This window comes from Rhodoglobus aureus, assembly GCF_039527955.1.
Lineage (GTDB): Bacteria > Actinomycetota > Actinomycetes > Actinomycetales > Microbacteriaceae > Rhodoglobus > Rhodoglobus aureus.
In genome coordinates this window covers 14696-34506 of record NZ_BAAAKW010000014.1, presented here as the reverse complement: position 1 = coordinate 34506, position 19811 = coordinate 14696, and the positions used below count along the sequence as shown (strand labels likewise).

Sequence of the window (19811 nt, the reverse complement as noted above, 5' to 3'; positions counted from 1 at the left end):
TCGTAAATCACTCCTTGGTTAGCCCCGCCAATGTCTTGGTGATCCGGGCGACCTCATCTCCAGTCGCGTCCTGAATGTTGAAGTCCCAGGCGCTGAAATCTTCACCGTTGATAGAACCCAGAGTCTTGCCGCCAGACTCGAAAAGGAACCGGCTCTTGCCGATAATGCCGAAATCTTTCTGCACGATTTGGCCCAGTTCTGCGCCGTTGGCGTCGCGCACTATAACCTTGGAACGCAAAATCTTCGCTGACCGGGTGAGCGCGATCAGCACGCGTCCATTCAGATCAACGACCTGCAGCCTCACCGTTCTTGACCCATCAGCTCGACCAGCCATAGCCTTCTTGAGAATGCTTTGGCCGAGCTCTTGCACGGCGCCAATCTGCTGGCCATGCTGGTCGTAGACAGCGTATTCAGCGTTGACCTCAAAAAGCTTGGCCTTCTGGCTTACCACCAGTACTGGTTCTGTGAAGAGCGTTCCGCCGCCGACCTGAGCGCGAGTTGCGACACCCGCTTGCCGGACCTGCTGCTGAACTTTCTTATTGGCTTGCTTGATGGCGTGAACTGGCGCGCTCTCGACGGGAGGATCGAGTGACTGGCGCCCCTGTGACGAGACATGGTGGGTCCACTGGATGCCATCCCAATATCGGATTTCATGGCGGTCAAACGGGTCGGAATACCAGTTTGGCGGAGCCTGTTCAGACCTGAATTGAGGCTAACAGTGGCGCAGACAGTTTCGTTTCAGAACCCGAGCCCGCCGTGGTGGCTAGTTGTAGTGCGCAATGAGCAGTGCACGCAACGCTGCGCGAGTGTCATTCGAGACGTCGAGCAGATCGAAGATCTCGGTAGTGTGCGAAGCTGCGTGCCTCACGATGGGAAGTTTGTCGAGCATCCACTCGTCAACGTCGTCTCGGGAGCGTACTGACTGGGGTGCAACTCCGGGGGCAAGTTGCGCGACGGCGGCCATGGTATGAACGGAGGCGGTGTAGTCGGCGGCCACCGCGTCTGGCGCGACTCCAGCGTTGCCGAGGAGCAGAGCACTGATCATGCCGGTGCGGTGCGGTCCCGACCTGCGCTGCAGTGCACGAGGGTGCCGGGTTGCGAGGCGGCGATCGCTTCGAGAGGGCTGCGCACCAGGTGGGGTTGGAGGCGCCAGTTGTGAGTCCAGTATTCGGGGGAGTCGAGAATGGGAAAACAGAACTTCACAAATTCGGGGTCGTCTTGATTCTCAGGTGGCGCATTCACGATCGAGATCCCGGCGAGAGTTGCTGCCGGAATGTGCGGGTCGCCCTCGCCGACACCCACCTCGTCGGCGCAGCGAAGATCGACGATTGACGTTAGTCCCCACGCGCGGGCCGCATCCCAGCCAGCCACAATAAGCCGTTCTCGCCGTGGGCCGCGAGCGATTCTGCCCGACACGGTCTCGCCGGTGCGAGAAAGAGATGTGGGCAACCTGCCTGAATCTCGAGCATTGATGCAGCCATCCCACGAGAGGTCATTCATCGCCTCAGCATACTGAGCGCCGATGGCTCCGGTCTGAGAATTGCACAACGCCTGACATGGCGTGAATTCGTCGGCCGAAGATGTGATTGCCAGCGTGAAAACAATGGCGGCGACGCGGTTCATAGCGCCAGTCTCGTTGGTAACTTGACACGGCTCCTATCGCCATTTATGGTGTTTCTAACGCGTTCATGTTAGATGAATGCGCGAATGCCACACGAAATATTCTCTTTCGTGGAACCTCACAACCTCCCAACGACGCGAAGGTAAATGCGCCGAGGGAAATGTAAATCGGGAGCAAAGATGCGCGCAGTAGTTTTCACGTCTCAAGGAGAGCTCGCTCTAGAAGAACGGCCGAGACCTACACCCGGCTACAAAGAAATTCTGATTAAGACCGCCGCGGTCGGCATCTGCGGAACCGACACCCACGTGTTCGATGGGGAGTTCGAAGGCACAATTTTCCCACTAGTCCCGGGGCACGAGGCCACCGGAACGATCGTCGCCCTCGGCGAGGCCGTCAACGACAAGGTGTTCGACTTCGCCGTCGGCGACAACGTGGCCATCAACCCCAGCACCACCTGTGGTGAGTGCGAGTTTTGCATCAACGGGCATCAGAATCTGTGCCGCTTCTGGAACGGACTCGGTGTTGTCGCCTCTGATGGCGCCTCTCAGGAATACTTCGTTGCGCCGGCCAGTAATGTGTACAAGCTCAAGCCCGAAACGGACATCTACGAGGCCGCCCTCATCGAGCCCCTCGCCTGCGCGATCCGAGGCTGGGACGTTCTGCCTCGCCGGCTCGGCGACCACGTGCTCGTCTACGGTGCTGGAACCATGGGGCTGCTCATGGCGCAACTCGCCACCCGCACCGGTGCGGCATCCGTCACCATCATTGACTTAAACCCTGACCGCCTTGGCGTCGCAGAAGAGTGCGGAATCGACCTGCGCTACACCTCAGCTGATGACGCCGACCGCGAGAAGTGGGATGTCGTCATCGACTGCACCGGCAACCTCCGCGCCATCGAAGACGGACTCACGCGAGTGAAACCGGCCGGCTTCTTCCAGGACTTCGGCGTCGCGCCAGCGGACGGCACCGCAAAGTTTTCACCATTCCGTATCTACCGCGATGAGATTTCTATCGTCGGCACCATGGCCGTGCTCAACTCCTTCGGTCGTGCCGTCGAAATGTTCGAGGCCGGAGCGGTCAACGCCACAGCAATGATCAGTCACTCCTTCACGCTTGATGACTATCAGCAAGCGCTCGACCTGTTCCGCGCGGGCACCGGGCGCAAGCTCCAGATTCGCCCCAACGACGCCGAATCCAGAGTACTGATTCCGTGAGCACCTCCACCACGCCAGCGACGGCCACGAAGGCAGTACGGAGCCCGCTCTCTCGGGCGACCAAACGGTACATCGGGATAGGAGCAATCGTCGTTGTTCTCATCGGGATGATTCTTGGTACCAAGATCGTGCCAGCAGACGACCCGCTCGCCCAAGGAACGCAAAAGTTCGATGCCGCAAGCTATGGGGGAGAGACGTTCCCCGGCGTGCAATCAGCTATCGCTGATCAAGCAACCGACGCCGAAACTCTCGCTGCCGCAATCGCCGAGGATCCCGCTGCTGCTGCCACCGAGTACTCCGTGCAGAGCTCTGGCGGCGCCGTCTACAGCACCACCTTTACCGGCATAGTCGGAGAAGGAAAGTCAGGGATCTACGAGGTTGCTGTCGACGGCATCGCTGGTGACCTCTTGATCCGCATCCAGACCGGCCCGGCAATCAACGGCACCGAACTGCGAGACGCGACCGGTGAGATCGAATTCGGGCAGTTCGTTAACCAGATCGACTACCAAAACGCCGCCGCTGCTCTCAACGAAGAGCTCAAAACGCAAGTGCTCGCAAACGTGGACACGACTAACCTCACCGGCGCAACGGTCGAGATCACCGGCGCCTTTACGCTGATCAACCCCAGCTCCTGGCTGGTCACACCGGTAGAGATGACGATCCAATGAGTGACGTACTCGACGACGTCGTGCTCGAGGCACGTGACATCGTGAAACAGTACGGCGGAACCCACGCGCTCAAAGGCGTTAACTTCGAGATTCGGTCCGGCACTGTCACCACCCTGTTCGGTGAAAACGGTGCAGGTAAGTCGACGCTGATGAAGATCCTGTCTGGTGTCGAACAGCCGACCTCGGGAAACATCATTCTCGACGGCCAGCCAGTCGTGTTCACTTCCACGACGGATGCCCGCGATCGGGGAATCTCGATCATTCACCAAGAACTCAGCCTTGCCCCGAACCTTTCTGTGCGCGACAACATCTTCATGGGTCGGGAAATCAGAGGGCCATTTGGGGTGGACTATGCCGAGGAAACTCGACAGACTCTCGTGCTCCTTGAGGAGATGCAGTTTCGGATCGAGCCAGACACCCTAGTTTCTGACCTCAGAGTCGGGCAGCAACAGATCATCGAGATCGCCCGTGCGCTCTCGGTCAACTCCAGAATCCTCATCATGGATGAACCGACCTCGGCGCTGGCTGCAGCCGAAGTCGAGATCCTCTTCACAATCATCCACGACCTCACCGCCCGCGGCGTTGCCATCGTCTACATCTCCCACCATCTCGAGGAAGCGTTGGAAGTTACCGACCACGCCGTTGTGCTGCGAGATGGTGCAATGACTGCCAAGGACGAGCGCGCAAATATCGATCTTGAGTGGATCGTGCGCAACATGGTTGGCGAAAACTTCGACCTCGGTTCACCACCCACAGGCTACGAATTCGGCGACACCGTGCTGAGCGTTCAAGGCTTACGCGTTCTGGACCGGGAAAATGCCGAACGCGTCGTGGTCAATGACCTTGACCTTGATGTTCGCGCCGGCGAGATCGTCTGCCTCTACGGGCTGATGGGTGCTGGACGAACCGAACTTCTCGAAGCCATTGCTGGCCGCGAACCAGTCGAAAGCGGCGCAATTGTGTTGGATGGCCGACCGCTGGGTAAAGAGTCGATCGCTGAACGTATCGCGCTCGGCGTCGGCCTGGTCCCTGAGGACCGCCAGCGTGACGGTCTCGTGCAGACCTTCGACGTCGGATCCAACCTCACCCTTGCCAGCCTGCGCGACTCAGTCGTCAACGGGCTCCTCTCGCATCGAGTCGAAAAGAGTCGAGCAGAGGACCTCATCGGCACGGTGACAGTCAAAACTCCCGGGCCAGAACTGCCCATCGGTTCGCTGTCGGGCGGCAATCAGCAGAAGGTCGTCATCGGCAAAGTGGTCGCTACCGAGCCACGAGTGATGCTGCTTGACGAACCCAGCCGCGGAATCGATATCGGTGCCAAAGCCGAAGTATTTACCCTGCTCGCCGAGCGAGCTCGCGAAGGCCTCGCGGTGGTCTACTCCACCTCCGAGGTCGGCGAGTGCCTCAGCATTGCCCATCGCATCATTGTGCTCCGCCGCGGACAGATCTCCGCCGAGTTCGGCCCCGATGCAACCAAAGAGATGATCATGGCCGCCTCGGGCGAAGCCGTGGCCGCGTAGCGCACCCCAGGACGGATCGACAATGACGACGACAATAACGACCATCACAGAGAACAAGAAAAAGTTATCCATCACGAAGCTGCTGATTGAGGGGCGAGCGTTTCTTGCGCTGATCCTCATCATCATCGTCTTCTCGATGCTCTCGCCAAATTATCTGACCACGGGAAACCTGCTGATCATGGCCTCCCACGTGGCGATCTACGCGATCCTCGGCATGGGGATGTTGCTTGTGGTGCTCAATGGCGGAATCGACCTCTCGGTCGGGTCAACCCTGGGATTCTCCGCGGTGATCGCCGGCTTCTTGATGCAAGGAGTGCCGCTCAACATCTTCGGCGTAGTTCTTTACCCCAGCGTGCCCGTCGTGGTCATTATCTCGTGCGGGGTCGGCGCTGCGATCGGATTTGTTAACGGCTTCCTTATCTCCCGATTCAACGTTGCGCCGTTCGTTGCCACCCTAGGAATGCTCTACGTTGTCCGCGGTTTCGCTTTGCTGATGACCAACGGTCTCACCATTAACAAGCTGTCTGGTGACTCAGAACTAGGCAACACCGGATTCGCGTGGCTCGGCTTCAACCGCATCTTCAACATCCCCATCGGTGTACTCATCATGGGCATCATCGCGATTGTGCTCGGCCTGATTCTCAGCCGTTCTGTCTTCGGTCGCTGGCTCTACGCCTCCGGTGGAAACGAACGTGCAGCTGAACTCTCCGGAGTTCCGGTGCGCGGAGTGAAAATTTGGGTCTACGTCGTCTCAGGAATCTGCGCATCAATTGCCGGACTCATCCTCGCCTCAACGCTGACAAGCGCCAGCCCGACGGCAGGAAACACCTACGAGCTCACCGCCATTGCGGCAGTAGTTATCGGAGGAGCGTCGCTCATGGGAGGCCGCGGCAGTGTTAAAGGCACACTACTCGGCGCGTTTGTCATTGGATTCCTCTCAGACGGCCTCGTGATCGTCGGAGTCTCCGCCTACTGGCAGATGGTCTTCATCGGCGCAGTAATCGTCATCGCAGTGCTCCTCAACAGCGTGCAGTACGGCCGCCGTCGTCGCCCCGCAGCCCGGGCCAAGAGCGCAACCAAGGCAGCCACCTCGACGTCGAATCAGGAACCTCCGACCCCCGTCGGCAAGAACTGATTTGCCGTGCAGCACAGGATTCACTGCGCTGCACAAATAGAAGAATCACCAAGGGATAACCAACAGAAAGGACGCATCTCATGATGCGCAAGAAGGCAATTACCGCCCTCATCACCGTGGGTGCAGTCGTATTGACAATCGCAGGATGCTCTGCGGCAGAACCTGATTCATCCGGTACGGCAGGCGGAGAAAGCGGCGGTCTGATCACGATCATCGTTAACGATCCTGCTAACCCTTACTGGAAGACCGAAGGGGATGTCGCAAAAGCCGCAGCAGAGGAGCTCGGCTATGAGGCAACCGTTGGAGCCCATAAGGGCGACACCAACACAGAAAACACCCTGATTGACACCGCAATCTCGAACAAGTCAGTCGCGATCATCCTTGACCCGGCCAACGCCGACGGGTCAGTGGCGGCCGTGCAGAAGGCTGATGCTGCCGGGATCCCCGTGTTCCTCGTGAACGCAGAGATCAACGAAACGGGGCTTGCGAAAGCACAACTCGTTTCAAACAACGCCCAGGGAGCCGCTATCGGCGCCCAAGAATGGGTCGCCCAGATGGGTGAGGTCGGAGACTACGTTGAACTGTTCGGTGCACCCTCCGATAACAACGCTCAGACACGCTCCAACGGGTTCACGACGGTTATCGGCCAGTACCCCGATCTCGTTCAAGTAGGCACCGAGGTAGCCGACTGGGACCGCACCAAGGGCCACGACAAGATGCAGTCATTGCTCCAGTCGAACCCCGGTCTTGCCGGAGTGATCTCGGGTAACGATGAGATGGCACTCGGTGCGATTGCTGCGCTGAAAGAAGCAGGAAAGCTTGACGGAGTTGTTGTTGGAGGCTTCGACGGCTCGCCCGACGCAGTTGACGCAGTCACCGCCGGTGAACTCGCCTACACAGTGCTGCAGCCGGTAGCAGTCTTCGCGAAGGAAGCCGTCATGCTGGCCGACGAATTCATCAAGACAGGCAACGCTCCGGAGACCGAGAAGCAGTCGTTTGACTGCATCCTCATCACCGTAGATAACGTCGACAAGATGACGGATCCGTTCACCTACAGCGGCTAATCCCGTTTGACAATTTGGTCACCCCGCGGCGACCAGAGGGGGCGGATGCGCGTTCGCACGAGCATCCGCCCCACCTCGCAGCAACACATCCACACCACTCACTTTTAGTCACGAGAGACACCATGAGCTACGTTCTGAACGATCCGGCAGATTTCGCCGATGAGTCCGCTGCCGGATTCGTCGCCGCCCATAGAACTCTCGTGCGCCGTGTCACTGGAGGAGTCGCACGAGCAACAGCAACACCAGCTGGACAGGTCGCCGTTGTCATCGGCGGCGGCTCGGGACACTACCCCGCTTTTGCCGGCCTGGTCGGCGCCGGGCTTGCCCACGCCGCGGCCATGGGCAACGTGTTCGCGTCACCGAGTGCCCAGCAGATCTACTCGGCCGCCAAATCGGTCGCCACCGACGCCGGAGTTCTCTTTACCTACGGCAACTATGCCGGTGACGTTCTGAACTTCGATCAGGCTGAGAAGCGACTGAACGACGAGGGAATTCCTTGCCACACAGTGCGCGTTACTGACGACATTTACAGCGCGTCACCCGCAGAACACACCAAGCGTCGCGGAATCGCCGGAGACCTAGCGGTATTCCGAGCGGCCGCGTGGGCTGCAGAACAAGGGATGAGTCTTGACGAAGTCGTTGAGTTCACGAGCCGTGCTAACTCGAGAGTCCGATCACTCGGTGTGGCATTCTCCGGATGCACGCTCCCGGGCGCGAGCGGACCGCTCTTCACTGTTCCGGCAGGCCAGATGGCCGTCGGTATGGGAATTCATGGCGAACCCGGCATTGACGTTGTGCCGCTGCCCACCGCAAACGAGATCGCCGCTCGTCTCGTCGCTGGATTGCTCGAAGAAGTTCCCCACGACATTTCTCCCGCCGGCGCTCGTGCAGCAGTCATCGTGAACGGCCTTGGCGCAGTCAAGTCCGAAGAACTGTTCATCATTTACGCCGGGGTCGAGAAACTTCTCACGGACGCTGGCATCACCGTGGTCGAGCCAGAGGTCGGCGAATACGCCACCAGCTTCGAAATGGCCGGAATCTCATTGACTCTGTTCTGGCTCGACGACCAGTTCGAAGAAGCTTGGTCATCACCCAGTTACACGCCCGCCTACCGCAAGGGCGTCGTTGCACCAACGAGCAAGACCCCCGAATCCATTCGTGAATCGACCAGTAGTGAGCTTCCGGAGGCTATTCCGGCAGCCTCTGCAGAGTCGGCCGCCGCAGGGCCGATCGCCCAAGCGGTGATTGCAGCAATCCGAGACATGATCGAGCGCGACGCCGACGAACTTGGTCGCCTAGATGCGATCGCCGGAGACGGAGATCACGGCATCGGCATGCAGCGGGGGACTCGAGCAGCCGCTGCCGCAGCAGATTTGGCTGTCGCCGGCGGCGCAGGCACCGGAACCGTGTTGATCCGTGCGGGAGACGCCTGGGCCGACAAAGCCGGGGGAACGTCAGGAGCACTGTGGGGTGCTGCGCTTCGAGCGGCTGGCGAACGGATCGGCGACGAACGTGCCCCCTCCGCATCAGACGTTTCGGACGCAGTCACCGCAGCTTGCGCCTCCATCAAGAGCTACGGCAAAGCCGAAGTCGGCGACAAGACGATGGTGGATGCGCTGGTGCCATTCGCCGAAACCCTTGTCTCGCAGGTCACAGCGGGAGAATCGCTTTCTGCCGCCTGGACGGTTGCAGCGAGTGAAGCGACGCGTGCTGCCGACGCCACCACTGACATGCTCCCTCGAATGGGACGAGCCCGCCCGCACATGGAGAAAAGCCTCGGAACTCCCGACCCCGGCGCGATTTCTCTCGCAAGGGCGATGACCGTAGCGGGCCACGTGCTCGCAATAACCACCAAAAACTAAGGAGCAGCATTATGGCCCCCACATGGCGTGTAGTCGTCGGTTCAGACGAAGCAGGATTCCAATACAAAGAAGCGCTCAAAGCTGACCTAGAGAAGGACCCCCGAGTTTCAGAGGTCATCGATGTCGGTGTTGACGCCGCAGGTTCCACCGCGTATCCCGCCATCGCCATCGCCGCCGCAGAGATCGTTCGTGACGGCGGCGCCGACCGAGCGCTCCTGGTCTGCGGAACTGGGCTCGGTGTCGCCATTGCCGCTAACAAGGTGCCCGGCATCCGCGCAGTAACCGCGCACGACAGCTTTAGTGTCGAACGAAGTGTTCTCAGCAATAACGCCCAAATCTTGACGTTTGGTCAGCGCGTCGTCGGCGTGGAGCTCGCACGGCGACTTGCCAGAGAGTGGCTGAGTTACGAGTTCGATGAATCATCCGCCTCCGCAGAGAAGGTCGCGGAGATCGAAAGATACGAGAGCACCGGATCCTGTGGCTGATCATCAAACGCCCGTGACGTTGGGTGCAAGCCTCAAGCTCTATCTGGATGTCGACGCCAGCGTCGAATGGGCCGAAGCGCTCAAGGAGACGGCACGTGTGCATCCCTTAGTCATCTCAGGGCACGTGCGTCTATTCGTACTTCCCTCGCTTCCCGCACTCAGCGCCGTCATTGACGTTCTTGCAGACTCACCCATCGCCGTCGGAGCGCAGGACCTTTTTTGGGAAGATCGTGGTGCCTACACCGGAGGAGTGAGCGGAGCGGATCTCGCCCGTCTGGGCTGCACCTATGTAGAGGTCGGGCATGTTGAGCGGCGGCGCATCTTTAACGAAGACGACCTCACGATCCGTCTCAAGTTTGCCGCTGCCCTTCGCAACGGGCTAACTCCGGTGCTGTGCGTCGGCGAGGCTGAGCAGATTGACGCCGAGAGCGCGGCCCAATTGTGTATCGCGCAGCTCGATTCCGCCATGGCGAATACGACGGGACTGCGAGACCTCGTCGTTGCCTACGAACCAGAGTGGGCGATAGGCCAAGCCGAGCCAGCGCCGTCGGCCCATGTGGTGTCTGTGATACGAAAATTGCGGCAGCATATCGACGAAATCGGTCTTGTCGATGCCGCGGTAGTCTATGGTGGCAGCGCGAAGCCCGGTCTGCTCAGCGCCCTCGGGAATAGAGTCGACGGGCTCTTCCTGGGTAGGTTCGCCCACGATCCCGCAGCATTTGCGAGCATCATCGACGAAGCCGCTGGGCTACGGTAGTGAAAATCAGGAGGCTTTAGATGGCGAGTATGTCTTCCAATCTGCCCTCGCGAGCTGGCCGGCAACATTCGCGGCAACTCGCGATCAGCGAAGTTGTCATGGCAGAAGGGTCAGTGCGGATCGAGCAGCTTGCTGAGCAATTCGGCATCAGCGCGATGACCATTCACCGCGACCTCGACGAGCTCGAAGACCAAGGACTGTTGCGCAAGAGTAGAGGTGTAGCCACCGCGACATCCACTGCTCTAGTGGAATCAAGTGACGCCTACCGTGTCGGTCGTCAGCATGCCGAGAAAGAAGCGATGGCACTCGCAGCTATGGAGTACATCGAGCCGAACCAGGCGATTATGCTCGATGACTCGACCTCTGCAATGCATCTCATTCCCCACCTGAGCACGACAACGCCACTTAAAGTCATCACCAACACGCTCACCATTATGAACGAGCTTCGCGGCACGCGCGGCATCGAGATGATCGGTCTCGGCGGGGAATACTACAACTGGTGCAGCGCCTTCATGGGGCGGATGACCGTGCGTGAGATTGCCGAGCTGCGTGCGGACCTTTTCGTCATGTCCACCTCGGCCATCGTCGATGACATCTGTTTTCATCAGACCCTAGAAACCGTCGACGTCAAACGCGCAATGTTTGAGGCCGCCAGCGTGAGGGTGCTCCTCGCCGACTCCACAAAGTTCGAGAAGCGAGCCTTGCATGCCATGCTTCCGCTCTCTGATTTCGACGTTGTCATCGTGGATGCGGGGATCGACCAGCGCCACGTGACCAGGCTCCGCGAGAATGGCGTCAATGTGCAGATCGCACGACGGCCTTCCGCTGGACGCTGAACAAAACCGGCGCGGCCTCCACTGCACGTAGGCTCAACCCATGGTTATCTCCCGCTTTGAAGAGCTCGACTTTCAAGAGACTCCGATGGGAGAGCTGAACCTGCGGCGCCGACGCGAACCGACGCTCGGCATTGACGTGTACGAGGTGAAGCTCGGCGACGAGTACCTCATGTCGAGCCTCTTCACCGTCGCCGAAATCGCACTCTCCGACCTAGGCTTGGCTGCGGTCAGCGGCGACAACCTTCGGGTCGTCAATGGGGGACTAGGGCTCGGCTACACCGCCGTTGCCGCTCTCGCCGATTCCCGTGTTGGCTCACTCGAAGTCATCGACGCCCTTCCGGCCGTGATCGACTGGCACCAGCGCGGCCTGCTTCCGGTATCTGCTGAGCTGACCGGAGACAGCCGCACTACGCTCACGCATGCCGACTTCTTTGCCGTGATGCGGGCCGAACCCACCCAGCAATTCGATGCGATCCTTCTGGATGTCGACCACTCGCCGCGACACCAACTCGACCCCAGCCATGCCGACCTCTATACCGTTGCCGGTTTGGGGCGGGTGCGTGCTCATCTTGCCGAAGGCGGCGTGTTCGCGCTCTGGTCGGATGACCCGGCCGACGACGAATTCATGGAGCGCCTAGGTCAGGTCTTCGAGAACCCGATCGCGCACGCCGTCGATTTCGACAATGCACTCACCGGTGGGGTGTCATCCAATACGGTGTATGTCGCGACTCGGGGAGCGTAGCGTTCGACGCGAGCGGCGGCCGCTGCAGCTGAAGCGGTGGCCGTGAGAATGCATCATCCCGCTGCGGGTCCATCCCGGTCAGGCTGATCGAGAGGATCAGTCGTGAGTTGGATTGCGATATTGGCGGTTCGGCCTATCGGGCAGCTGATTATCAGCCTGAGGCGAGAGGGCACCGAGCCATTCGGCGATGGGGTTGTCACCCGAATTGCGGTTGGCGTGGGAACTGGCAGCCACAGGATGAGGCATCCCATGAGCGTCTGCAGTCGGCACCTCGCCGGTGAGCAACGTCGTCATGTCGATCGGCTGGGTTGGTGGCAATTCGATGCCGCCAAAATCTACGGCACGCGCATTGCTACCGTTATGGTCGATAGTCATCTCAGCTCTTTTCTACTGGCGGGGTCGCCGGGGATGGGGTGTTTTGAGATACGGATGTGTGGGGGCAGGGGGAGAAACGGGGGTGCCCCCACACAGCGTTGTCGAGAGGTTAGGCGCGGCGGCCAGTGAGCTTCCGCACGAGGAAGGCGATGACGGCGAGGATGGCCAGCACAACTCCAACCCAGAGCAGGAAGTTAAGGGACTGCACGAGTCCGCCGGTGAGCAGAAGGATGACTGCGATGACCGCAACGACGATTAACAGAGTGTTCATAGAGATATGCCTTTCGAGAGAAGTTGTGGAGCTGTAGCTAGTTGCATAGGGGCTATTCCTTGAACGCGTCTTTGACGTTCTCGCCAGCCTTTTTCAGGTCGGCCTTGGCTTGGTCAGTTTTGCCTTCGGCTTCGAGTTCTTCGTTGTCGGTGGCCTTTCCGGTGGCCTCTTTGGTCTTGCCCTTGAGGTCTTCGGATGCGTTCTCGATCTTGTCTGATGCACTCATGATTGAGCTCCTTCTTGTGTGGGGGAGGGATGACAACTGTTGCTAGGAGAAACATGCGCAAAGCCTGATGGCCATACGCACAGCCTGAGAATATTCTTGACAGCTCCTGTCTGCCTCACCCCTAGGGGTGAACTTTCACCACGAACCGGTTTGACGGAATATCGTTGAGGCATGAATTCAGTCCGTGTTGCGTTGGTCAACGATTATGAAGTCGTTGCTCGCGGTGTAGTTGGTATGTTGCGCTCGTATCAAAACAGGGTGCGAGTGGTAGAGCTCGATCTGAATAAGCAAGTCAGCGAATATGTGGATGTCGCCCTGTACGACACATTTGCTGCCACTCAGGGCGACCGTGCTGTGGTGCGGGATCTTGCCGCGAACCCACTGGTCGTAGTAGTAGTTGTTTACTCCTGGATCCTCGATCCGGCACACATCGAAGCGGTGCTCGCGAACGGAGCGGGCGGGTACATCTCTAAGGGGTTATCGGCTTCCATGCTGGTGGCCGCGTTAGAGGCGATCCACGCCGGTGGTGAGCGAATCCACACCGGAGGCTCGGGCACCTCGATGGCTGTCGTGGGCGACTGGCCCGGCCGCGAGGAGGGCCTCACGGAGCGCGAAGCCGAAGTCTTAGCGCTCATTACTCAAGGGCTCTCCAATGCGGAGATTGCCGAGCGAACGCACCTCTCGATCAACTCGATCAAGACGTACATCCGCACCTGCTATCGAAGCATCGGCGCAAACAGTAGGACTAACGCTGTGCTCTGGGGCATCGAACACGGGTTTCGTCCGGACCGCATTAGAATCGAACACCCCGAACCTGCCCCCGGCGGCGTAAAAGTCGCGGCGCGTGCATGAAAAAACGAGCATTGACGAGCAATCCGCTTGAACCGGTAAAGAAGACTGCGTGGCGGATAAAGTCCGAAATTACTCGGGCGCGCGTTCTGCAGGCAGCCAAACTAGCCCTCGCTGTGGGCATTGCGTGGACTATAGCGCCCTACCTCCCTGGGGTGGCCGACAACTATCCGTACTATGCGCCGCTCGGCGCCATCGTCAGCATGTACCCGACGCTCATGGGTTCGATGAAGAATGCCCTCCAAACCCTCGGCAGTCTTGTCGTCGCCATTGTGCTCGCCGGAGCAGTAATCATCTTCAGTTCGCCGAGCGTGCTCACGATGTCCCTCGCGGTCGGCGCCGGGGCGCTCATCGCCGCCACTGGCTGGTTCGGTGCGAACCGTGAATACATCCCGGTCACCGTGCTGTTCGTGCTCATCATTGGCGGCCCCGATGCCGACTCGTATTCGATTGGATACCTTGAGCAAGTCAGCCTCGGCATTGTGGTCGGACTACTGGTCAACGTGTTGATCTTTCCCGCGCTGAGCCAGAATGCTGTGGATCAACAACTTGCGAATTTCCGTCGGGTGCTCTCTGACCATCTGGCGGAAATTTCTGAGGCATTGGCCGATAGCTGGCCGCCCGAACGTGACGGTTGGGCCACGGCGAAAGACACTCTCGTGAGCGTCTCTGGAGAGGTTCGCGAAGCTGTGCTGCTCGCCGATGAGAGCCGCAAAGCCAATCCGCGAGCACGCCGCTATCGCCGCGATTTGCGCGCTGACTATGAAGACCTTGCCGCCCTCGAGAATGTCACTTTTCACGTGCGCGACATCACTGACGTGCTCACCGGAGCAGTGTGGGGGACCCCAATCAAAGTTGAACTGCGCCCCGAGTTGCGACCGACGTTGAGCCAGGCGCTGGCCGCGGTGTCTACGGTACTCAGCGAATGGGGCTCAGCTGAAAAACGAGAGGATCCCCTCGCCGCTGCTACCGACGCTCTCGCATCGTTGACTGCCGAGCTTGATGCGAGAAAAGATACCGCGACGGCGACGGCGATGGGTGCTTCGGCTGCTATCTCCATGGATATCGCCCGCATCCTGGCCGCGCTGAGCTCCCGGGTCGAACAGTCCGAGCAGCCCTAACTGCCCCAACACCCAGAGCAGCCCGAGCGGCCTGACTAACTCGCGCTAGATTTTTTGGCTTTCTCTGATTCGGGCTGGGGCACACGCATCCGCAGTCCGGCCGGTTTGATACGGGCCTTGAGCGCGATGGCTTTTCCGAAGCTGTCGCCGTCGAGTTCGATCTCCTCGGCGGTCTGTAGGCGCATGGTCATTTGCTTCGATTTCACGTAGTTCAAGGCGCGCACATCCTTGGTGGTTAGCGCCTCGCCGCCCTTGACGCGGCGAAGAACACCATTTTCCCAAAAGACTTTCCCCATGATCTGCATCCACCCGAGGACCCCCTCCGGGCGCATGACCGCGACATCAAAGAAGCCGTCATCCGGAGCCGCATCGGGAAGCAGAATAACGTTGGCCGTAAGGAATCCGCAATTTCCGATGATGATGGTGTGGGCGCGAGCGGCGTGCGCCCGCCCTGAGTCGAGTCGGTATTTGACGCGCAGCTCACTCTTATCAGCGAGCGACTTCGCGATGGCGCTGACGTAGGCCAGCCACCCGATCTTCTTCTTGAGGTCCTCATCGGTGTTGACCAACATTTTCGCGTCAAGTCCGAGCCCGGCCATCACCACGAAGGCGTGCTTGGTCAGTTTTTCGTTCTGGTCGCGAATCTCGATGAGACCAATGTCGACGGGCCGATCGACCCCAGTGAAGGCCGTACGCACCGAATCTTCGATGTCGTCCAACGCGAGGTCCAGATTGCGCGCGAAAAGATTGCCTGTTCCGGAAGGCATCAGAGCCAGCGTTGCGTCGCTGTCATGCACGACTTCCGCGACTGCCCGCACTGTTCCGTCGCCACCCGCGACGATGATCATATTCGCCCCGGCATCCAAAGCTTCGCGCGTAGCACCCTGTCCTGGGTCGTCTTCAGTGGTGGAAAAATACTGCGTTGGGTTCCAGCCGGCGACTTCTTCCGCCGCAGCTACTGCGGACCTGATCGCATCAAGATCAACCTTAATCGGGTTGTAGATCACGGCCGCGGTCTGCGGCGACGACGTGTTCTCGCGGGTCGGTGCAGTCACCAGTCCACCTCAAACTTTCTGGGCATTGTGCATCGGATGGCAGTGCGATTGCCAGGGGCACCGTCGACCTGAGCCGACGGTGAAATGACTATAGCTCTTGAAACACGCAAGGGTTCTGATTGTTTTCTCTTCATCTGCAAAAAGTTCTAGCATTGCGTCATGGTGAACAAGCATCCGGAAGTTGCAGCCACCCCGCGCGCGAAACGCGTCCGACGAGTGTGGCCCTTGGTAAGCGGACTGGTGGCGCTGGCCCTGGTCTTCGGGTTGGGAACATTGATCGTTGTGCGCGATCACGGGATGCCACTCGCCATCGACACACTGTGGATGGCGATATTGGGTGAGAATCGCACGCCGGTCTGGCAATCTGTGGCGCTCGTGTTGAACTTTCTGGGCGCAGGCGTCGTCGCCAGCTTTATCGTGCCCGGCACGATCATCATCGCATTGCTCCTGATCAAGCGTCCGTGGGCTGCCCTCTACTTCTTGATTGCCACTGTGGTCACTGGTGGCACAGTGCAGCTTCTCAAGCACCTGTTCGGGCGTGCGCGGCCTGACACCATTATCGTGAACGTGGACTTCGGTTCGTTCCCGTCGGGACACGTCGCCAATGCGGCGGTCATGGCTTTCGTGCTCGCCATACTATTTCCCCGGGTGTGGGTATGGATTGCTGGAGCGGCTTATACCGTGCTGATGATGATCAGCCGCACGTATCTGGGAGCCCACTGGCTGAGCGATACATTCGGTGCGGTGCTGCTCGCTGTCGGCATCGCCATCGTCGTAGCGGCACCGTTGGCCGCGAAAATTGACGGAGAGCGCCGAATCGAGGGCAGGCCGACAGCTCGAGGTCGACGACGTTCAGAGGCGAGCGCGCCAAGCCCTGACGAAGCAATATAGGCCGTAGCCAATAAGGCCGGCTGCGACCACGAACAGAATGACAGCACCGAAGGGGAGGCCGACCAACTCTGTCAACGCCCCATCCAGCCCGGTGGATTTGCTCGGGTCTTGCGTGAGAGCGGCCGCGACGACGAGGATGCCCACAATTCCTATCGCGATTCCTTTCGCGACGTAGCCGGCAACTCCGAGGCCAAGTATGAATTTTCTCATCGGCTCGGAGGGGAGAGAAATGTCTTTGGTGAACTTCTGAGTCACGCCCTTATGCACGAAATACGCACCGACGGCAAGAACTATGATTCCCACGAGAATCAACACGAAGACCCCACCGGGCGCCGAGATTAGCTTGCCGCTGAGACTGCTGGTACTGCTCGTCGAATCTGACGAGCCGCCCAGCGCAAACGGGACCGCGCTTGCGCCCAATGCGAAGTAGGTGAGGCCCTTGGCGACTTCGGCGCCGCGCCGCGCCCATTTGCGTTTGGAGTCCCCGCCCTTCATGAGGAAACCCGAAATCAGTAGCCACAGACCGAGGGCAAACATGCCGATGACTACCGTCCACAGGAGGAATACTCCGCCCGGAGTGGAGGCCAATTGTGTGAACGCGCCAGATTGATCGGCGTCCGTGCTTCCACCATCCGTCGCGATGCCGATAGCCAGCATTCCGATGAGGATATGTAGTAAACCGTTGACGGCAAAGCCCAACCGGGCCAAGCCGCGAAGAGGGGTGCTGTTCTTTGCGCTGCGGGCCGCGCCCGACACTGAGGCATCATTCATGACGGATAGTGTACGCGGGCCGCCCAACGAGTTACTATCTCCTATGCCAAAATCACTGTGGTCAAAAGATCCAAGCGTGCTCCTCCGCGTGGACTCAGGTTTCCAGCTAGCGGACGTCGATCCGAACGCGACTCCCGGAACCGATATCTCGAAAAAAGAGGGCAAGGCGATGCTTCGGAAGCAAGCTCGCACCCTCCGCAGACTGCAGGGGAAGCTCTTCGCCGATAGTACGGTCGGAGGAAAAGCCTCGATGCTGATCGTGTTGCAGGGAATGGACAGCTCCGGCAAAGGAGGGATCGTCAAGCACGCCCTCGCAGGGATGAACGCTTCCGGCGTCGTCGTGCACGGTTTCAAAGCCCCCACCGACGAAGAGAAGCGTCACGGGTTCCTGTGGCGGGTGCGCAAACGCCTCCCGGAACCAGGAATGGTCAGCATCTTCGATCGATCCCACTATGAAGACGTGCTCGCGGCCCGGGTGCAAAATCTTGCAGACCCGGCGACGATCGAAGGACGGTACGGCAGAATTAACTCCTTCGAACAGAAGGCTATGGATAACGGAACAACGATCATCAAGGTGATGCTTCAGATCAGCGAGAAACAACAAAAGAAGCGGTTAGTAGCGCGGCTCCACCGCAACTCGAAGTTGTGGAAGTACAACCCGAGCGACGTCGATGACCGCGAACGGTGGCGCGGGCTGCAGGAGGCCTACCAAATTGCTCTGGAACGAACATCCACGAGCGAAGCGCCCTGGTATGTCGTTCCTGCCGACCACAAGTGGTACGCCCGACTGGCGGTGCAGCAGATTGTTCTCACCAAACTGCGTGAGCTGGAATTGGGCTGGCCACAACCGGAATTCGACCTGAAAAAAGAACGTAAGCGGGTCGCCGGCGCATGAATACGAGTATGAGCAACCCAGCATCACCTTCGAACGACACTCGTCGCTCGAAGCTCTACTCACGGCTCTTCGTCGACGACCGAATTGTTCCGGCCGCGACGAAGGTGAGACTTTACGTAGTCGCAGGATGCCTGATCCTCCTCGGACTTGTCAGCCTGCTGACGCTCTGGTGGTCGGTACTTCAACCAGAAATTCTCACCGCAATGGACACCGCTGTTCAAACATGGCTAGAGGGCAACCAGTCAGAAACGGCGACCCTACTCATGATCATCTTCACGGAGATCTTTGGCCCGATTGCGCTTCCGATCATCGTGTTGGCGGTCACCGTGACCTGGGGTGTGCGGTCCAAGCACGCATGGCGGCCATTCCTGCTAGCCGCTGGCACTCTCAGCGGAGTGATCATCGTGCAGATCATCACCCGCGTTGTTGGGCGAAGCCGCCCACCAGAGGACCTGATGTTGTACGGCATCGATGGGACGTTCTCATTCCCGTCCGGGCATGTGCTCGGCGTCGCTGATTTCTTTATCATCCTCACCTTTCTGGTGTTCTCACGCCGAAACAACGCAGGATGGGCTGCGGTCTCCTACGTTGTGGCTGTGGTGTTCGTGGTCGGCACCGCCCTGAGTCGTCTCTATCTTGGCTATCACTGGGCTTCCGACGTCTTGGCCTCAATGGCGCTCTCTCTCGTCATCGTCGGCACCGTGATCGCCGTTGACACGTACCGGACAGCGCGTGTCATTCCCGGAGCGCACAGGAGTGTGCCCGAGTAAGCATCAGCTCCGTAGCGCCGAATGACAGAACATTTTTTAGCGTTCGCAGCGGCATCTCAGCGGGCGGTAGAAGGATGGGACCATGACACCCGCGCCCCGTTTTCCTCGTTCGCTTCGACGCCCTAAGCCGATCACGCCTCAAGCGGGGCAGGAATCAGTATGGGACTACCCTCGGCCACCGCGGGTAGAGCAGCGGCCCGAACGTATTGTCGTGAAGCTCGGTGGCGAAGTGATCGTTGACACCACTGACGCTGTGCGAGTGCTTGAGACGAGTCATCCGCCCGTTTACTACCTGCCAATGGATGCGTTCGCAACCGGAGTACTTGTTTCCGTAGGCGGTACGAGTTTTTGTGAGTTCAAGGGGGAAGCGCACTACTTTGACGTGGTTGCCGGGGGAGTCGTGGCTGCTCGTGCCGCGTGGACCTACCCGGAGCCGACCCGCGGCTTCGAAGCGTTGGGCACGCGCGTCGCCCTCTACCCGAGCCAAATGGACTCCTGCGAAATCGGCGGCGAGCACGTGAGCACCCAAGCAGGCGACTTCTACGGCGGCTGGATCACGTCGCAGATTGTCGGGCCGTTCAAGGGCGGGCCCGGTACCTCTGGCTGGTGAGCCGAGAGTGTTGAGCGGTGAGCGGGAAGCGGTGAGCGGTGACCGGGGGCTTCGGCGGTTCCGGTGAGGAGTT

General features: G+C 59.5%; 24 protein-coding genes and 1 pseudogene. 16 read left to right on the top strand and 9 right to left on the bottom strand.

All coding sequences use genetic code 11. From position 1 onward, the window contains the following. Window positions 1-7: 7 nt before the first annotated feature. The 4 genes and pseudogenes from ABD112_RS02680 to ABD112_RS02665 form a co-directional block, all read right to left on the bottom strand. Window positions 8-553 (bottom strand): phospholipid scramblase-related protein, encoded by a 546-nt coding sequence (locus tag ABD112_RS02680; RefSeq protein WP_425563790.1) that lies wholly within the window; start codon window positions 551-553, stop codon window positions 8-10. Between the two features lie 57 nt (window positions 554-610). Further along, window positions 611-673, bottom strand: a pseudogene (locus ABD112_RS14560) (DUF2510 domain-containing protein); the annotation flags it as partial. 90 nt (window positions 674-763) lie between these two features. Continuing rightward, on the bottom strand, window positions 764-1045 hold the full coding sequence (locus ABD112_RS02670) for a hypothetical protein (RefSeq protein ID WP_343922935.1): 282 nt from the start codon (window positions 1043-1045) through the stop codon (window positions 764-766). After that, window positions 1042-1623, bottom strand: coding sequence for a tyrosine-protein phosphatase (locus ABD112_RS02665; protein ID WP_343922933.1), 582 nt, complete (start codon window positions 1621-1623; stop codon window positions 1042-1044). The genes ABD112_RS02670 and ABD112_RS02665 overlap by 4 nt, the downstream gene beginning before the upstream one ends. 177 nt (window positions 1624-1800) lie before the next feature. Here ABD112_RS02665 and ABD112_RS02660 point away from each other — a divergent pair, with 177 nt between their 5' ends. The 10 genes from ABD112_RS02660 (at window position 1801) to ABD112_RS02615 (ending at window position 11904) form a co-directional block, all read left to right on the top strand. Next, window positions 1801-2835, top strand: coding sequence for a zinc-dependent alcohol dehydrogenase family protein (locus tag ABD112_RS02660; protein ID WP_343922931.1), 1035 nt, complete (start codon window positions 1801-1803; stop codon window positions 2833-2835). Then, on the top strand, window positions 2832-3503 hold the full coding sequence (locus tag ABD112_RS02655) for a DUF2291 family protein (protein ID WP_343922930.1): 672 nt from the start codon (window positions 2832-2834) through the stop codon (window positions 3501-3503). Before ABD112_RS02660 ends, ABD112_RS02655 begins: the two co-directional genes overlap by 4 nt. Further along, window positions 3500-5023 carry a sugar ABC transporter ATP-binding protein gene (locus ABD112_RS02650; protein ID WP_343922928.1) on the top strand — a complete coding sequence of 508 codons (1524 nt, stop codon included), beginning with the start codon at window positions 3500-3502 and terminating at the stop codon, window positions 5021-5023. Before ABD112_RS02655 ends, ABD112_RS02650 begins: the two co-directional genes overlap by 4 nt. A gap of 22 nt (window positions 5024-5045) precedes the next feature. Beyond that, window positions 5046-6158 (top strand): ABC transporter permease, encoded by a 1113-nt coding sequence (locus ABD112_RS02645; RefSeq protein WP_343922926.1) that lies wholly within the window; start codon window positions 5046-5048, stop codon window positions 6156-6158. 80 nt (window positions 6159-6238) lie between these two features. Then, on the top strand, window positions 6239-7222 hold the full coding sequence (locus ABD112_RS02640) for a D-ribose ABC transporter substrate-binding protein (RefSeq protein ID WP_343922924.1): 984 nt from the start codon (window positions 6239-6241) through the stop codon (window positions 7220-7222). A gap of 122 nt (window positions 7223-7344) precedes the next feature. Continuing rightward, window positions 7345-9084 (top strand): dihydroxyacetone kinase family protein, encoded by a 1740-nt coding sequence (locus ABD112_RS02635; RefSeq protein WP_343922922.1) that lies wholly within the window; start codon window positions 7345-7347, stop codon window positions 9082-9084. An 11-nt stretch (window positions 9085-9095) separates the two neighbouring features. Beyond that, on the top strand, window positions 9096-9569 hold the full coding sequence (locus tag ABD112_RS02630; protein WP_343922920.1) for a ribose-5-phosphate isomerase: 474 nt from the start codon (window positions 9096-9098) through the stop codon (window positions 9567-9569). Then, entirely contained in the window at window positions 9562-10326 is a 765-nt protein-coding gene (locus ABD112_RS02625; protein ID WP_343922918.1) for a triose-phosphate isomerase family protein, read from the top strand. Before ABD112_RS02630 ends, ABD112_RS02625 begins: the two co-directional genes overlap by 8 nt. Window positions 10327-10355: 29 nt before the next feature. Continuing rightward, window positions 10356-11162, top strand: a complete 807-nt coding sequence (locus ABD112_RS02620; protein WP_343922916.1) for a DeoR/GlpR family DNA-binding transcription regulator — start codon at window positions 10356-10358, stop codon at window positions 11160-11162. 40 nt (window positions 11163-11202) lie between these two features. Beyond that, the gene (locus ABD112_RS02615) at window positions 11203-11904 is read left to right on the top strand and encodes a polyamine aminopropyltransferase (RefSeq protein WP_343922914.1); all 702 of its coding nucleotides are present in this window, start codon (window positions 11203-11205) and stop codon (window positions 11902-11904) included. Between the two features lie 96 nt (window positions 11905-12000). Here ABD112_RS02615 and ABD112_RS02610 read toward each other — a convergent pair whose 3' ends face one another. From ABD112_RS02610 to ABD112_RS02600, 3 genes are all read right to left on the bottom strand, one after another. Continuing rightward, on the bottom strand, window positions 12001-12279 hold the full coding sequence (locus ABD112_RS02610; protein WP_343922912.1) for a hypothetical protein: 279 nt from the start codon (window positions 12277-12279) through the stop codon (window positions 12001-12003). A gap of 109 nt (window positions 12280-12388) precedes the next feature. After that, window positions 12389-12550, bottom strand: a complete 162-nt coding sequence (locus ABD112_RS02605) for a hypothetical protein (RefSeq protein ID WP_343922910.1) — start codon at window positions 12548-12550, stop codon at window positions 12389-12391. A 52-nt stretch (window positions 12551-12602) separates the two neighbouring features. Next, a complete protein-coding gene (locus ABD112_RS02600) occupies window positions 12603-12776 on the bottom strand; it encodes a CsbD family protein (protein ID WP_343922908.1) in 174 nt (57 codons plus the stop codon). A gap of 171 nt (window positions 12777-12947) precedes the next feature. On the opposite strand from ABD112_RS02600, the gene ABD112_RS02595 reads away from it, so the two are divergent. Both ABD112_RS02595 and ABD112_RS02590 read left to right on the top strand, forming a co-directional pair. Further along, window positions 12948-13628, top strand: a complete 681-nt coding sequence (locus ABD112_RS02595) for a response regulator transcription factor (RefSeq protein ID WP_343922906.1) — start codon at window positions 12948-12950, stop codon at window positions 13626-13628. Next, window positions 13625-14746 carry an FUSC family protein gene (locus ABD112_RS02590; protein ID WP_343922905.1) on the top strand — a complete coding sequence of 374 codons (1122 nt, stop codon included), beginning with the start codon at window positions 13625-13627 and terminating at the stop codon, window positions 14744-14746. The genes ABD112_RS02595 and ABD112_RS02590 overlap by 4 nt, the downstream gene beginning before the upstream one ends. Before the next feature lie 35 nt (window positions 14747-14781). Here the strand turns inward: ABD112_RS02590 and ABD112_RS02585 are convergent, their stop codons facing one another. After that, on the bottom strand, window positions 14782-15801 hold the full coding sequence (locus tag ABD112_RS02585; RefSeq protein ID WP_343922903.1) for a diacylglycerol/lipid kinase family protein: 1020 nt from the start codon (window positions 15799-15801) through the stop codon (window positions 14782-14784). Between the two features lie 159 nt (window positions 15802-15960). Here ABD112_RS02585 and ABD112_RS02580 point away from each other — a divergent pair, with 159 nt between their 5' ends. Then, a complete protein-coding gene (locus ABD112_RS02580) occupies window positions 15961-16692 on the top strand; it encodes a phosphatase PAP2 family protein (RefSeq protein WP_343922901.1) in 732 nt (243 codons plus the stop codon). Here ABD112_RS02580 and ABD112_RS02575 read toward each other — a convergent pair. After that, complete coding sequence (locus tag ABD112_RS02575; protein ID WP_343922900.1) at window positions 16654-17463, bottom strand: DUF1206 domain-containing protein; 810 nt, start codon at window positions 17461-17463, stop codon at window positions 16654-16656. The two genes, ABD112_RS02580 and ABD112_RS02575, sit on opposite strands and share 39 nt — an antisense overlap. On the opposite strand from ABD112_RS02575, the gene ABD112_RS02570 reads away from it, so the two are divergent. The 3 genes from ABD112_RS02570 (at window position 17414) to ABD112_RS02560 (ending at window position 19738) form a co-directional block, all read left to right on the top strand. After that, window positions 17414-18358: a PPK2 family polyphosphate kinase gene (locus ABD112_RS02570; RefSeq protein ID WP_343922898.1), complete on the top strand. Its 945-nt coding sequence runs from the start codon at window positions 17414-17416 to the stop codon at window positions 18356-18358. The genes ABD112_RS02575 and ABD112_RS02570 overlap by 50 nt on opposite strands. A gap of 8 nt (window positions 18359-18366) precedes the next feature. Then, on the top strand, window positions 18367-19128 hold the full coding sequence (locus ABD112_RS02565; protein WP_343922896.1) for a phosphatase PAP2 family protein: 762 nt from the start codon (window positions 18367-18369) through the stop codon (window positions 19126-19128). Between the two features lie 82 nt (window positions 19129-19210). Further along, window positions 19211-19738, top strand: a complete 528-nt coding sequence (locus ABD112_RS02560) for a DUF427 domain-containing protein (protein WP_343922894.1) — start codon at window positions 19211-19213, stop codon at window positions 19736-19738. Window positions 19739-19811: the final 73 nt, after the last annotated feature.